Consider the following 14870-nt stretch of genomic DNA (forward strand, 5'->3'; position numbering starts at 1 on the left):
TTACTGTATTAGCCTTGAAAAAGTTCAAACCCATCAAAAAGGAAAAAGTTTAAACGAGTTCAATATAAAAGATTTTTACATACAGTAAAACACGGACATCGGACCAGGTGTGAAAAACCGGGCAGACACATTCATCATACGGGAAAAGGCTTTTGAATATAATTTGATGTGTCCCCCGGATTTACAGATTTTGCAGGAAGATAAAATTGATTGTTATGGCAATAAACCGGCACCTATTTTGACGGAGACAAAAAATGTCCGTGGCCTGGAAGGACCGTAAATGTAATTGGCATCACGATCCGGTCCGCGGTCAAAATCGCTCTGATAACTGTTAAAGAGATTTTGTATACCGCCGCTGAGTTGAAGCTGGAAATTGTTATCCAGGGTAAAGGTATATCCGGTTTTTAGATTCAGTTCAAAAAAATCCCCGGTCTTTTGCAGCCTGTCATTTTCTATGTACCCTGCAATGTGCGGTACATACATGGAACCGGTATATACCCCGGAAAGGTTGTTCTGCCACCTTTTTACCGGAGCATAGGTTATAACGAAATTACCGTACAGGTTCGGGGATTTAAAAAAGCGGGCTGCTTTATCGGTAATGGCATTTTCATCATCGGACCAGTGTACCGGCTCATCATATGCCGAGTATTGCAGGGTACCTCCGAGTTGCATGATCCACTTTGCATTCGGAGCATATTTGGCTTCCAGGTTCAGGCCGTACACATCGGCACCGGAACTGTTCTTTTTGATATAGATAAACTGGCCGTCTGTGACATCAATGTCCAGTTGGTCCAGCTCATCCGGCGTGGCCTGCTCCAGGATGAAAGGATCGTTCAGACGGGTGAAAAAACCTTCGAGAGTAAGCCCTATATCGCTGTTCAGGGTAGATTTGCTCCAGTCCGCCGAAATAAGAAAACTATGGGAAGTTTCCGGTTTCAGGTCGGGGGCGAAGCGTACGAAAGAAACTTCTCCTGCGGCGAGGGTGGAATGCAGGTCTTCCGTAAAATATTGCTGCGCCCGGAACCCTCTGGCATAACTTGCCCTTAGCTGTAAATTATTGTTCGGGCTGTACAATATATTAGCGCGGGGGTTGAGGTGCACTGTTTCTTCCGTGAGGTTGTGGAAGTCGGCCCGTAGTCCTCCCAGTAATTTTAATTTCGGATTTATCTGCCATTCCTGCTGGGCGTAGAAGCCATATATTCTTACGGTCTGTTCGATAAAGGCATTAAAGCCGGGCTTGGCATCTTCCGTTTGATCATATTTATATTCAAATCCGCCGGTGAATGTGCCTTCACTACCCAAAAAAATATCCATATGCCTGCTGTACTGGGAACCGAAAACCCAGGTCACATCTTTAGAGTGCCCGTAGCCTTTTGTACTTTCTTCCATGGTTTCGCCCTTTCCGCCGTAGAAATTCTTGTTCTTTGATTGCTGGGTGGTGGCGTATACGGAGAACCTGTCTTTAAGGTCGGCACTATACGCTTCATAGGTGAGCCCGCCACTCACTACATCCGATGCTATCTGTTCGGTGATATCCGATTCGAATGGTTGCAGAGAAAGGTTATTACCGCCTCTCCGGAACTCGTTAATGGTATAGAAATCAAGCGATAGCTTACTACGCTCCGAAGTCTTGTAAAAACTATTAAATCCGAAGGTGTGGTTTTGCATGGTGGTGAGTTCGGTAAAGCCGTCGCCATCCACATCATGCGGATCCCTGTCCCTGTATAGCCCGTAGAGGGTGATACCGGATTTATAGTTTTCCGATAATACCGTACCGTTGAGGGTGATGGCCCTGTCCGGGGTCTTTCCTTCAATGAAAGCGAGGTTACTGCCCACCTGAAAACTGTTTTCCATAGGTTCTTTGGTTATTATATTTATGGTACCTGCAATGGCATTGGAACCATAAAGGGCGGATCCTCCGCCACGCACCACTTCAATGCGATCTATGATATTGGCCGGTATCTGATCTAATCCGTAAACCCCGTTGAGCGCGCTGAAAATAGGTTTACTGTTGATGAGGATCTGCGAATAAGCCCCGTTGAGCCCGTTGATCCTTACCTGGGAGTAACCACAGTTCTGGCAATTGGTTTCCATGCGGAGCCCGGGCTGGAAATTAAGCCCTTCGGACAGGGAGATGGATTGGGTAGCCTGCAGTATCCTGTCATTGGTAACACTTACAATTACGGGCGCCTCTTTTCGGTTTTGCCGGTTTCGGGATGCAGACACCACTACCTGGTCCAGTCCGAGTACGTCTTCCTGCAGCTCGAAGTCCAGGGTAAGTACCTGGTGTTCCTTCAGAACTATCTCCTTTTTTATGATCTTATAGCCCAGGGTTTGTACTACTATGGTATATTCTCCTGGAGTGGCCCGGAGTTTATATGTTCCTTTATCGTCCGTTTGGGTGCCCTTTTCCGTTCCCTCCAGAAAGACACTTACATAATCGAGGGGAGTGCCTTTATAAGTTATTTTACCCTTAATGACTTCATCGTGAGTAGCTGCAGGACATTCATTAATACTTAGTAACAGTGATAGAAAGTAAATAAATTTCATAGCGTTTTTTGGTTTAAATACAACTGTGGTGCAAATATAATCTCCAAATCTTATAATGCAACTAAGTTGCAATTAATATTTCATTTTTTGTTTTTATTTGCTTAAATTAAAATTTAGACAAAGCTAAAAATTTATTTTACGAGATAAAAATGTATTTTTGCATAAATAAAATTTTATGACGCTGTCCGAAGAAAATTATCTGAAGGCCCTATATCATCTGGCCAAAGATGCGAAAGAAGCGGTTTCTACCAATGCTATCGCTGAGGTCATGGAAACCAAAGCATCTTCCGTAACCGATATGATCAAACGATTATCGGAAAAAAAGCTGGTTAAATACAAGCGTTATCAGGGGGCGAAACTTACCGAAGAAGGTAAGCTTTATGCGGTCAATGTTATCCGGAAACATCGTCTTTGGGAGGTTTTCCTGGTGGAAAAATTAAATTTTTCCTGGGATGAGGTGCATGAAGTTGCAGAGCAGCTGGAGCATATTAAATCGGATAAACTCATCGAAGAGCTGGATGTTTTTCTGGATTATCCTTCGGTGGACCCGCACGGGGATCCCATACCTGATAAACACGGGAATATACAACCTCTGCCAAAGGTGTTGCTGGCGACGCTTAAAGTCGGAGAAAAAGGGGTTTGTGTGGGCGTTAAAAATTCTTCCAAAGAATTTTTGCAGTACCTGGATAAGCTGGAGATTTCCTTGGGAAATGAACTGACTGTCCTTTCCAAAGAACCTTTTGACAATTCGGTGTCAATAGGGATGGGTAACACGAAGATCAGTGTATCCTCCCTGACTGCCAATAACCTTTATGTGAAAAAAGTATAATATATGTTTGATAAGGTGATTACCTATTTTGAGTCGATAGACCCCGTGATAGGGGCTTTGCTGGCTACTACATTTACCTGGCTGCTTACAGCTGCCGGAGCGGCATTGGTATTTCTTTTTAAAGGGATGAAACGTATTGTACTGGATGGTATGCTTGGGTTTACCGGTGGTGTTATGGTAGCGGCAAGTTTCTGGAGCCTCCTGGCACCTGCCATTGCCATGAGTGAGGGAGAAGGTTTTGCTAAAGTGTTGCCCTCGGCTGTGGGTTTTGCCCTCGGGGCGGCTTTTCTTTTTGGACTGGACCGCTTGCTTCCGCATTTGCATATAAATTTTAAAGAGAGCAAGGCAGAAGGTGTACAGACTGGCTGGCACCGGACTACTTTGCTGGTTTTGGCCATTACCCTGCACAATATCCCGGAAGGGCTAGCCGTAGGGGTGCTTTTCGGTGGAGTGGCAGCGGGAATACCGGAAGCCTCAATAGCAGGGGCCGTGATCTTGGCCCTTGGGATAGGGATACAGAATTTTCCGGAAGGTATAGCAGTTGCAATGCCCCTGCGCCGGCAGGGAATGAGCCGTAAAAAGAGTTTTTGGTACGGACAGCTTTCTGCGGTTGTAGAGCCTGTTGCAGGGGTAGTGGGAGCGCTTGCCGTTTCGTTTTTTACCCCGGTCCTGCCTTACGCACTTTCTTTTGCGGCAGGTGCCATGATATACGTGGTAGTGGAAGAAGTGATCCCGGAAACACAGCAGGACAAGTATACGGACGTTGCCACCCTGGGCTTTATCGGAGGGTTCATTATTATGATGTCCCTGGATGTAGCCCTGGGATAAAGAAATATGGCTTGAGGGTTTTAATGGCACCCGCAATCAGTACTGCCACAGGTCTTTTTACTTTTCCTTTTCGGCAGCAAAAATTTACGTACCAGGAAACCTATGGCGATGGTAACTGCTATATAAACTAATATGGTTTGTATATCCGGCATTATTATATTGTTTTACTTTTATGATTGTTTCCTCTGGCCCGTGACAAAAATTGGTTTACCGGTTTTCCCGGAAAATTCATCGGTTTGTCCCGCATCGAAAACTATTTCAGTACCTGGTATGCAATCAAAGCCGTAACATAGGCAATAGCACTCATGAACACCAGTTGTATCATTGGCCATTTCCAGCTGTTTGTCTCTCTCTTCACTATGGCCAGGGTACTCATACATTGCATGGCAAAGGCATAGAAGAGCAGTAGGGATACCCCGGATGCAAGATTGAACAGCTTGCCTCCTGTTTGCGGGTTGGTCTCTTTGGCCATACGGTTTTTGATAGTACCTTCCTCCTCGCTGCCCACGCTGTATATGGTGGCCAGTGTGCCTACGAACACTTCCCTTGCTGCAAAAGAACTTACCAGGGCAATGCCTATTTTCCAATCATAGCCCAACGGCTGTATAACCGGTTCTATAGCTTTGCCCACAATACCAATATATGAATTTTCCAGTTGATAGGAGGCGATTTCCGTGTCAAGTTCCCCTTCACTGAGGTTTTCTCCCTGATGTCGTTCCGTGATAATTTGTTCGGCATTATCAAATCGTTCCGAAGGGCCGTTAGAAGCCAGGAACCATAAAATAATAGATATGGCGAGAATGATCTTTCCGGCGCCGAAAACAAAACTCTTTGTTTTTTCCACTACTGTGATGGCCACATTTTTAAATAGCGGGATCTTGTAATTGGGCATTTCTACCACAAAGAAAGACCTGGTTCTGGTTTTCAGTAATTTATGTAAGATATAAGCAGATCCTACAGCGGCAATAAAACCGATGAGGTAGAGAGCCATAAGCATAAGTCCCTGGTAATTGAGTCCCATAAAACGTTCGTCCGGAATTACAAGAGCTATAATAATGAGGTAAACGGGCAACCGGGCAGAACAGGTCATAAAAGGTGTTACCAGTATGGTAATAAGCCGTTCTTTCCAGCTTTCGATATTTCGTGTAGCCATAACCGCCGGAATAGCACAGGCTGCCCCGGAGATCAGGGGTACAACGCTTTTTCCGCTTAGCCCGAACCGGCGCATTCCCTTGTCCATTAAAAACACGACCCGGCTCATATAACCGGACTCTTCCAGGATGGAGATGAAAAGGAAAAGAAATGCTATCTGAGGAATAAAAATAACGACCCCGCCGATACCGGGAATGAGTCCTTCCGCGATGAGATTCGTAAATACCCCGGCAGGCAAGACATTTTTAGCCCATTCGCTCAGGGATGCAAAAGACTGGTCGATAAAATCCATCGGATATTCGCTCCATTTGAAGATGGCCTGGAACATTAGCAGGAGTATGGCAAAAAATATGACATATCCCCATACCTTGTGTGTCAGGATTCTGTCCAGGGTAGCCCGGAGGCCTTTGGCCGCATGAATGTCCGTTTTATATCCTTCTTTAAGCGTGCCATTTATAAACTGGTAGCGATGGATGGCTTCCCGTTGTTGTAATCTTTTGAGTTCCGAACGGGATTTGGTATTGAAAGAAGAAGTATCCGGAACCGGAACCGCGTGACGGTTGAGCTCTACAAAATTGGCATCTTGTGTAATCACCAGCCACAGCTTGTACAGTTCGTGCTCGGGAAAAGCGTTCTGGAGGTTTTCAAAATAAGGCTGGTCTATTGCAGAAGCATTGACACAAGGTTCCGTGGAAAGGCTGCGATAGTCCAGTATGAGTTCTTTGATCTTATCAATGCCCGTACCTTTCCTGGAACTCACCAACGCTATCCTGGTATTCAGTTTTTGTTCCAGGGATTCAATATCCAGGGAAATGCCTTTTCTGTCCATCCGGTCGGCCATGTTAATGACCAGGATGGTAGGAAGTTTCAGGTCTTTGATCTGTGTGAACAAAAGAAGGTTCCGTTTCAGGTTTTCCACATCGGTAATAACTACCGCTACATCCGGATAATCCTTACCGTTTTTATTAAGCAGTAATTCTATGACGACATTTTCGTCGAGTGAGGTAGCATTGAGGCTGTACGTACCGGGAAGGTCCAGTATATGAGCTTTCACACCTCTTGAGAGTTTACAGATACCTTCCTTTTTTTCTACTGTAATACCGGGATAGTTACCCACTTTCTGGTTGAGGCCCGTAAGTTGGTTAAAAACCGAAGTTTTTCCGGTATTCGGGTTGCCTATGAGCGCTACCTTTATCTGCTTATTCGTCAATATCATATTTCCGGGGTTTCATTTATTTTTTCTACTTCTATAAGCAGGGCGGTTTCCCGTCTGATGGAAAGAAAAGAACCGTTGATATTCAGGTATAGCGGATCCTTAAAAGGTGCAACCTGTAACAACTCTACCTCATTTCCGGGGAGGCATCCCATTTCGAAAAGTTTAACCGGAATAATATCTATGGGGATATCTTTGATAATACCCTTTTCGCCGCGTTTCAGATGTGCTATGGTTGTTTTCAATTTTTATTTAGAATGAATTTAAGTAGTCAAAAATAATACAAAAAGTTAGCTTAGAAAAATGAGTGTTAACCTATTAAAAGTATAATAGTTGGCAAAAGTAAGGGATTAACAGGGAGATAGGTGTGTTTCGGGAAAAAATCTGTGGGAGAATTTTAACATCTTCTTAGGGTTTGGAGTTGTTTTACCGGTAGATACGGACATTTTAACCCGTTTTCTATTTGCCTGGTATGTCTTTGTTTGCCGGTACGGGGTTCGTTTTCTTTACTTTTCTGCAAAATTATTTTTCCGCGAATGGAAAAGGATTATTTGATTTTAAATATCACAGGCAGTTTATCATCTTCCTCTGTTCCTTTATCATTTGTTTTTCTCCCCATTGCGACAAGTGCTCTATAAAAGGTATGAGCTCTTTCCCCGTTTCGGTAAGGAAATATTCTACTTTGGGCGGAACTTCATGGTATACCTTGCGGTTAATCAGGCCGTCATCTTCCAGTTCGCGTAATGTCTGGGTCAGCATTTTGGTGGTTATATCCCGGATGGCCCTGCGGAGTTCCCCGTACCGCAATACCTGATGACGGTGCAGGTACCACAATATTCTGCCCTTGTATTTGCCTCCGATACGCCGGAAGGCATAATCGACCGGGCAAATGACCTCATTGTTATTTTTTTTCATTTTTTTACTACTGTTAATGTATTGATAATCAGTTTTGGTTTCTTTTTGGTGTGTAAGGTACTAAAAAGTACATACTTGTGAATAGGGAGCTATTGAAATAATTTTGAAACCGGTAATTTATAAAAATGACTATAATGAACAGAAGAAAATGGTTACGGTTAAGTGCTTTGGCGGGTGGTGTTTATACTATTTCCGGGATAATGGCATTCGGAAATACCGGGCAGGAGGGTTATCATTTAAAAAACAGTGGATGCTTACAGCTGCAATTAGGGAAGCTGGAGATCTTTTTGTTTTCTGATGGCCACATTACACTACCTGATCCGCAGCCTGTCTTTGCCCCCGAAGTCGATCCGGACCTGGTGGTACGTGAATTGAAACGGATATACCTGAAAGAAGACCAATTGGAAGGCGCTATCAATGTCATGGTAATAAAAAACGGAAAACAGGTAATACTGGTAGATACCGGAAGTGGTCATCATTTCGGGGAAACCGGCGGATGGTTACTGAAAAATATGGAGGACAAAGGGATCAGGCCATCTGACATTACGGATATACTGATTACCCATGCGCATGTGGATCATATAGGGGGAATTGTAGGTAAAACCGGAGAACTACTATATCCGGCTGCCCGGTATTACATAGCGGAAAAGGAGTATGATTTCTGGGCTTCCGGAGATCCCGATTTTTCAGGGAGTAAGAATACGGAAAATCCGGAAGGCAGCGTCCTTCTGGCTCAGGGAGTGTTCCGGGCTATCGGGAACAAGCTGATAAAATTCAGGTATGGCGATGTGTTGTTTTCCTGCATCCGGACCGAACTGGCCGAAGGGCATACACCTGGACATACGGTTTTTACCGTTTTTTCTGATGGGGCATTCGTAAAACATATTGTAGATATTGTACATACCCCTTTATTAATAACAAGGCCCGAATGGGGTACGCAATGGGATGTGGATTTCCATAAGGGAGTAGAAACACGAAAAAGGGTGCTGGAAGAGTGTTATGCCAACCGTACACTGGTGATGACCACGCACTTGCCCTGGCCGGGATTGGGATATATAGGGAAAAACGGAAAGGATTATCAATGGGTCCCTTTTTCTTATTTTACGCCAGGTGAAATTATTGAGATATGAAAAATGGTGAACCAGGGGCAGAGATTTGGGGGTTCACACGTTTCTATTCCGATTTCAGGACCTTTACATCGTGGAGCAGCTTTTCCATATCTTCTTTATTGGTGCCATCGTAGAAGCCCCGGATACGCCTTTTCTTGTCCACCAGGATAAAATTTTCGGTATGTATCATGTCATAAGGCCCGCCGTCCCCGTCGTCCAGTACTGCGAGATAAGATTTCCTGGCCAGTTCGTAAATCTGTTTTTTATCGCCGGTAACGAGGTTCCATTTTTTATCGTTGACCCCTTTTTCCCGGGCGTATTTTTTTAGTTGAGGAACAGAATCTATTTCCGGGGTAACGGAGTGGGAGAGGAGCATCACATCTTGGTATGGCATGATCTCTTTTTGAATATCCGCCATGTTATCGGTCATGATCGGGCAGATGGAAGGACAGGTGGTGAAGAAAAAATCAGCAATGTATATCTTGTCTTTATAATCTTCCTGGGTAATAGTATCTCCGTTCTGGTTGATAAGTTTAAAGTCGGCTATGGTATGGTATTTTTTGACATACTGTATGGTGCTGTCCACCAGTTCGGTCTTTACCATAGAAGGTTGATATATGGGAAGTATTTCCCGGGGCTTAAGTGCATTGTAAAAGAGGGTGATAATAATAGCCGAAAGAATAAAAAGAGTGATGGCCAGGTACTTGAACTTACTGAAAAACCGCAACATGAAACGTCATCTTTAGAATTAGGATCGGGAGACAAAATTAATAAATTGTCGGGCGCCGTTGGTTGTCACGGGGAAGTAAATCCCCGTTTTAACATTATATTATAGGGTTTTTCCCGTTTTTGCCTCTTTTTCGCAGGGTATTATCCTACGATCATTCCTGCAAGGGTAGCGGATAACAGGGAAGCCAGTGTACCTCCCAGAACCGCTTTCATTCCGAATTCGGACAGGGTTTTGCGTTGTCCCGGGGCAAGAGATCCTATACCGCCTATTTGTATGCCTATAGAAGCAAAATTGGCAAACCCGCAAAGCATATATGTCGCCATAATAATAGATTTGTTATAGGTAAAATGCAGGGACCGGGATGCATCTTTCAGCTGTGCAAGTTGTATATAGCCTACAAATTCACTGGCGGCAAGTTTAACCCCGAGGAGTTGGCCCATAAGCGCCATATCTTCCTGTGCCACACCTATGGCCCACATGAGGGGGGCAAAGACGTACCCGAGGACAAGCTCCAGGGATAGTTCGCTATACGGGGTATGTTGGGCAACCCATTCATTGATATGGCCTATTTCGCCTACTTTGAGCAATCCGTAATTGACCATAGCAATAAAGGCTACGAAAACGAGCAGCATGGCCGCTACGTTGGCAGCCAGTTTAAGGCCTTCGGTGGTCCCGGTAGCCATGGCATCGAGAAAATTGGAACCTATATTTTGCTTGGAGACTTCGACCACCTCACTGACATTTTCCGTTTGCGGGACCAGTATTTTAGATATAACAATAGCCCCGGGAGCTGCCATTACGGATGCCGCCAGCAGGTGACGGGCGAATTCCAGCCGAAGCGCTTCGTCCGAACCTCCGAGAAAACCGATGTATGCAGCGAGTACACCGCCGGCTACCGTGGCCATACCACCTATCATTACCAGTAACATCTCCGAACGGTTCATTTTTTCCAGATATGCTTTTATCATCAGGGGGGATTCGGTCTGCCCCAGAAAAATATTACCTGCCACGGAAAGACTTTCCGCGCCGGATATCTTCAGTAATTTGGTAAGTAGCCAGGCCATACCCTTAACGACTTTCTGTATTATCCCCAGATAGAACAGTACGGAAGTAAGTGCTGAAAAGAAAATAATGGTTGGCAGGATGGTGATGGCAAAATTGAGAAGCGGACTTTCTATTTCATTGGTGACAAAGGAGCTGAACAGGAATTTGGTGCCGGCTTCGGTAAAGGTAAGAATCTTGTTGAAGGCCTTGCCGAGTATGGTGAAAATTTCCCGAATGAGAGGAACTTTTAAGATACCGATAGCCAGAATGAGTTGTGCGAGAAGCCCGAGCCCTACCGTACGCCAGTTTATGGCTTTTTTGTTGTTGCTGAACAGGTAGGCAATAGCGATCAGTACTACCATGCCCAATATTCCCCTTCCCAAGCCGTAAACCGAGAATCCCTGGCTGGGTTCTATGGCGGCATTCAAGGAAACAAGTAAAGATCTATGCATGTGATATGATTATTTTTTTTCCCGCTTGGAAATTTCATCCCGGAGTTTCACGGCTTTTTCATAATCTTCGTTGACCACAGCGGTTTCGAGCATTTTATGCAGCTCCTGTATGGTCAGGGCACTGTAATCCTCCGAGGTGGAAGCAGTAGTGTCTTCCTTACCGGAAACAATGTCTTCCGAGATTACTTCCTCCTCTTTCTGCTCTTTGTCTTTCGGGGAAAAACTGAGGTAAATACCGGCTTTATCGAGAATATTTTTGTAAGTGAAGATAGGCGCATTAAAACGAAGGGCCAGGGCAATGGCGTCGCTGGTACGGGCATCGATAATTTCCTCAATCTTATCTCTTTCACAGATAATACTGGAATAAAATACACCGTCTACCAGTTTATGAATAATTACCTGCTTGACTGCAATATCAAATCGGTCTGCGAAATTCTTAAACAGATCGTGGGTTAAAGGCCTGGGAGGTTTTATTTCTTTTTCCAGGGCAATGGCTATGGACTGGGCCTCAAATGCACCGATAACGATCGGGAGTTTCCGGTCGCCCTCTACTTCATTGAGAATAAGTGCGTAAGCGCCGTTTTGCGTTTGGCTGTACGATATTCCTTTGATATTTAACCTGACTAAACTCATATATATTTACAACTGGGCATCAAACTTATCATCTCAATTTTAGGCAAAGATGAAAAAATTTCATGCGAATTCCTCACTGTCGGGCCCCGAATTTACATTTTAAGGTACCGGGTACCCGTTCTCCATCGGTTTTTCCGGCATGAACGGCGGGCCCGGAAAAGGTCTGAACTGTGTTAACAGGAGAAAACAAAAGGGCTGTCAGAACAGGGGGCATATCCCGAATTCAGACAGCCCTTTATGGGCACAATTTACCAAAAATTATGAGTTTTGCGCTTTAAATTCCTTTAATTTTTCAACGAGTGCGGGAACGACTTCAAAGGCATCACCCACTACTCCGTAATCTGCAGCCTTGAAGAAGGGGGCTTCAGGATCTGAGTTGATAACTACTTTAACCTTAGAGGCGTTAATACCCGCCAGGTGCTGAATGGCGCCCGAAATCCCCACGGCAACGTATAAGTTGGCCGCTACAGGCTTACCGGTCTGTCCCACGTGTTCGCTGTGTGGCCTCCATCCCATGTCCGATACCGGTTTGGAACAAGCGGTAGCCGCCCCGAGTACATCTGCCAGTTCTTCGATCATTCCCCAGTTTTCCGGGCCTTTGAGCCCGCGCCCCCCGGAAACTACGATCTCCGCATCCGCAATGGTCACTTTTCCGGTTGTTTTGTCAACCGATTCGGTCCTGACCGCAAAATCCTTGTCGTCAAGAGAAGGAGCGAAGGCTTCTTCGGAAGCAGAACCTTCGGCTTCTTTCAGTCCGAATGAGTTTTTGGAAAGGCCTATAAGTTTTACATCCGTACTGATTTCGGTAATATTAAAGGCTTTATTGGTAAAGGCAGTTCGTTTTACACGGAAGGGATCTGTGCTTTCGGGAAGAGCTACTACATTGGAAGCGTATCCCGCCTGCAGGTTAACGGCCAGTATAGGAGCGAGGTATTTGTCGTTGGCGCTGGAACTGATGATAACCATTTTGGCGCCTTCTTTTTCCGCTGCCTGTTTAATAACATCGGCATAAGCGCGGGCATTGAAGCGCGACAATTTTTCGTCCGATACTTTCAAAACCTTATCTACACCATAGTTTCCGAGCTCTGATGTGTTATCCACATTAACGGCAACGGCGGTCACCGTATCTCCGGTCTGTCCGGCCAGGGCCCTGGCATAAGAGGCGATCTCAAATGCTGTTTTCTTTAACTTTCCTTCTTCCGATTCCGTATATATTAAAATAGACATATTCTTTCTGTTTTTTGAATGTTCACGATAGGAGTCTTCCCGCAGAACACAGGTTATATTACTTTAGCTTCGTTGTGCAGCATCCGGATAAGTTCGTCCAGGTTGTCCGGGGAAACCAGTTTTACTTCTCCTTTAGGTGCCGGTTTTTCGAATTTGACAACAGATGTCCGGGATTGCAGGTCTTCCGGTTCCAGGACGGTGAGTTTCTTCTGTCTTGCCATCATTATACCCCGCATGTTGGGAATGCGCAGGTCACTTTCTTCCACCAGCCCTTTTTGCCCTCCGATAATAAGGGGAAGGCTGCATTTTACGGTTTCTTTACCACCGTCTATTTCCCGGATGGCACTAGCTTCACTGCCTTCGATTTCCAGGCCTATACAGGTGTTGACAAAATTGGCCCCTGTAAGGGAGGCCAGCATGCCCGGGACCATGCCGCCATTATAATCAATGGATTCCCTTCCGGCTATAACGAGATCATATCCGCCATCCTGAACAACCTTTGCCAGTTGTGTGGCTACGAAAAAGCCGTCGGTAGGCTGGGCATTGACCCGTATGGCTTCGTCCGCACCTATGGCAAGGGCCTTCCTGAGGGTAGGTTCGGTCTCGGGACCGCCGATATTTACTACGGTTACCGCAGCTCCTTGTTTCTCTTTGAACCACATGGCCCTGGTGAGGCCGAATTCATCGTTCGGGTTAATGACAAATTGTACGCCATTGGTGTCGAACCTGGTATCGCCATCGGCAAAATTGATTTTTGAGGTTGTATCCGGAACGTGACTGATACATACTAATATCTTCATGTTTCTGTTTTTTGGATTTTACCCGAAGATAAAGGCAGAAAAAACACTTCGGACTTTGGTCTTCGGACTTCTGTCTTGTTTGATTTTATAATCGTTACGAAGATAGAGATTATTTCCTAAATATACTATGCGCGCATAATATTTTTTTGGAGGTGAGAAGGTGAAATGCCAGAACAGGACATCCGGATCTCACCCTCTCACCTCCTCACTTTCTCCCCACCTAAAACAAGAAAGCCTGCGAGAGTTACAAAATTTATGAAAATGCAGGCTGTAAAATTTTTATTTATTACTATTTTTGCTTCGCTTACAGAGAAGATGCTGTTTTATTCAATATTAATATAGTACATGAGAACAATACAATTTAGAGAAGCCGTAGCCGAAGCCATGAGTGAGGAAATGCGAAGGGATGAAACTATTTACCTCATGGGTGAAGAAGTGGCCGAATACAACGGTGCGTATAAAGCTTCCAAGGGAATGCTCGACGAATTCGGGCCTGACAGGGTTTTGGATACGCCTATTTCCGAACTGGGTTTTGCCGGAGTGGGTGTAGGTTCTGCCATGGGCGGGAACAGGCCAATCATAGAATTTATGACCTTTAACTTCTCTTTGGTAGGTATTGACCAGATTATCAATAACGCCGCCAAAATGCGCCAGATGAGTGGCGGACAGTTTAATATTCCTATAGTTTTCCGGGGGCCTACCGCTTCTGCAGGTCAGCTTGCGGCTACGCACTCACAGGCCTTTGAGAGCTGGTTTGCCAATTGCCCGGGGCTTAAGGTAGTAGTGCCATCCAATCCGTACGACGCTAAAGGATTGTTAAAGTCCGCTATTCGTGACAACGATCCGGTTATCTTTATGGAATCGGAGCAGATGTACGGAGACAAGGGAGAAGTGCCGGAAGACGAATATACCATACCTTTGGGTGTTGCCGATATTAAGAGAGAAGGTACGGACGTGACCATTGTTTCTTTCGGGAAGATCATAAAAGAGGCCTATAAAGCGGCTGACGAACTGGAAAAAGAAGGAATTAGCTGCGAGATTATTGACCTCCGGACCGTACGCCCTATGGACCAGGAAACTATACTGAAATCGGTGAAGAAAACAAACCGCCTGGTGGTACTGGAAGAAGCCTGGCCTTTTGGCAATGTTTCTACGGAGATTACTTACCTGGTGCAGTCACAGGCTTTCGATTTTCTGGATGCTCCTGTCATTAAAATAAATACCGCCGATACTCCGGCCCCTTATTCTCCGGTATTGCTGGCAGAATGGTTGCCGAATTATGAAGATGTTATCAAAGCTGTTAAGAAGGTTTTATATCAATAAAATATATATTTTTGCGTTATATAAACTTCACCGATGCTTTGTTGGTGAAGTTTTTTATTTTAAAG

Annotated in this window: 13 protein-coding genes; 4 read left to right on the top strand and 9 right to left on the bottom strand. The window is 45.1% G+C overall.

The window, feature by feature from the left end:
• Positions 1 to 213: 213 nt before the first annotated feature.
• Entirely contained in the window at positions 214 to 2550 is a 2337-nt protein-coding gene (locus ED312_RS11630; protein ID WP_123216190.1) for a TonB-dependent receptor, read from the bottom strand.
• Positions 2551 to 2725: 175 nt separating this feature from the next.
• On the opposite strand from ED312_RS11630, the gene ED312_RS11635 reads away from it, so the two are divergent.
• Together ED312_RS11635 and ED312_RS11640 are read left to right on the top strand one after the other, a co-directional pair.
• The gene (locus tag ED312_RS11635; RefSeq protein ID WP_123216191.1) at positions 2726 to 3379 is read left to right on the top strand and encodes a metal-dependent transcriptional regulator; all 654 of its coding nucleotides are present in this window, start codon (positions 2726 to 2728) and stop codon (positions 3377 to 3379) included.
• Positions 3380 to 3382: 3 nt separating this feature from the next.
• Complete coding sequence (locus ED312_RS11640) at positions 3383 to 4207, top strand: ZIP family metal transporter (protein WP_123216192.1); 825 nt, start codon at positions 3383 to 3385, stop codon at positions 4205 to 4207.
• 253 nt (positions 4208 to 4460) lie between these two features.
• Here the strand turns inward: ED312_RS11640 and feoB are convergent, their stop codons facing one another.
• From feoB to ED312_RS11660, 3 genes are all read right to left on the bottom strand, one after another.
• Complete coding sequence (feoB, locus tag ED312_RS11650) at positions 4461 to 6575, bottom strand: ferrous iron transport protein B (RefSeq protein WP_123216194.1); 2115 nt, start codon at positions 6573 to 6575, stop codon at positions 4461 to 4463.
• Entirely contained in the window at positions 6572 to 6817 is a 246-nt protein-coding gene (locus tag ED312_RS11655; protein WP_123216195.1) for a FeoA family protein, read from the bottom strand. The genes feoB and ED312_RS11655 overlap by 4 nt, the downstream gene beginning before the upstream one ends.
• A gap of 319 nt (positions 6818 to 7136) precedes the next feature.
• The gene (locus ED312_RS11660; RefSeq protein ID WP_123216196.1) at positions 7137 to 7487 is read right to left on the bottom strand and encodes a winged helix-turn-helix transcriptional regulator; all 351 of its coding nucleotides are present in this window, start codon (positions 7485 to 7487) and stop codon (positions 7137 to 7139) included.
• A 134-nt stretch (positions 7488 to 7621) separates the two neighbouring features.
• Here ED312_RS11660 and ED312_RS11665 point away from each other — a divergent pair, with 134 nt between their 5' ends.
• Complete coding sequence (locus ED312_RS11665) at positions 7622 to 8617, top strand: MBL fold metallo-hydrolase (protein WP_170164502.1); 996 nt, start codon at positions 7622 to 7624, stop codon at positions 8615 to 8617.
• 43 nt (positions 8618 to 8660) lie between these two features.
• Here ED312_RS11665 and ED312_RS11670 read toward each other — a convergent pair whose 3' ends face one another.
• The 5 genes from ED312_RS11670 to ED312_RS11690 all read right to left on the bottom strand — a co-directional run bounded on the left by ED312_RS11670 (position 8661) and on the right by ED312_RS11690 (position 13482).
• Entirely contained in the window at positions 8661 to 9326 is a 666-nt protein-coding gene (locus tag ED312_RS11670) for an SCO family protein (RefSeq protein WP_123216198.1), read from the bottom strand.
• Positions 9327 to 9466: 140 nt separating this feature from the next.
• On the bottom strand, positions 9467 to 10822 hold the full coding sequence (locus tag ED312_RS11675; RefSeq protein ID WP_123216199.1) for a NupC/NupG family nucleoside CNT transporter: 1356 nt from the start codon (positions 10820 to 10822) through the stop codon (positions 9467 to 9469).
• Between the two features lie 9 nt (positions 10823 to 10831).
• Positions 10832 to 11455 (bottom strand): bifunctional nuclease family protein, encoded by a 624-nt coding sequence (locus tag ED312_RS11680; protein WP_123216200.1) that lies wholly within the window; start codon positions 11453 to 11455, stop codon positions 10832 to 10834.
• A gap of 258 nt (positions 11456 to 11713) precedes the next feature.
• Complete coding sequence (locus tag ED312_RS11685; RefSeq protein WP_123216201.1) at positions 11714 to 12682, bottom strand: electron transfer flavoprotein subunit alpha/FixB family protein; 969 nt, start codon at positions 12680 to 12682, stop codon at positions 11714 to 11716.
• Between the two features lie 53 nt (positions 12683 to 12735).
• Entirely contained in the window at positions 12736 to 13482 is a 747-nt protein-coding gene (locus ED312_RS11690) for an electron transfer flavoprotein subunit beta/FixA family protein (RefSeq protein WP_123216202.1), read from the bottom strand.
• Positions 13483 to 13827: 345 nt separating this feature from the next.
• Here ED312_RS11690 and ED312_RS11695 point away from each other — a divergent pair, with 345 nt between their 5' ends.
• Complete coding sequence (locus ED312_RS11695) at positions 13828 to 14805, top strand: pyruvate dehydrogenase complex E1 component subunit beta (RefSeq protein ID WP_123216203.1); 978 nt, start codon at positions 13828 to 13830, stop codon at positions 14803 to 14805.
• The last annotated feature ends 65 nt before the right edge of the window (positions 14806 to 14870 follow it).

The sequence above is a fragment of the Sinomicrobium pectinilyticum genome, assembly GCF_003725735.1.
Classification (GTDB): domain Bacteria; phylum Bacteroidota; class Bacteroidia; order Flavobacteriales; family Flavobacteriaceae; genus Sinomicrobium; species Sinomicrobium pectinilyticum.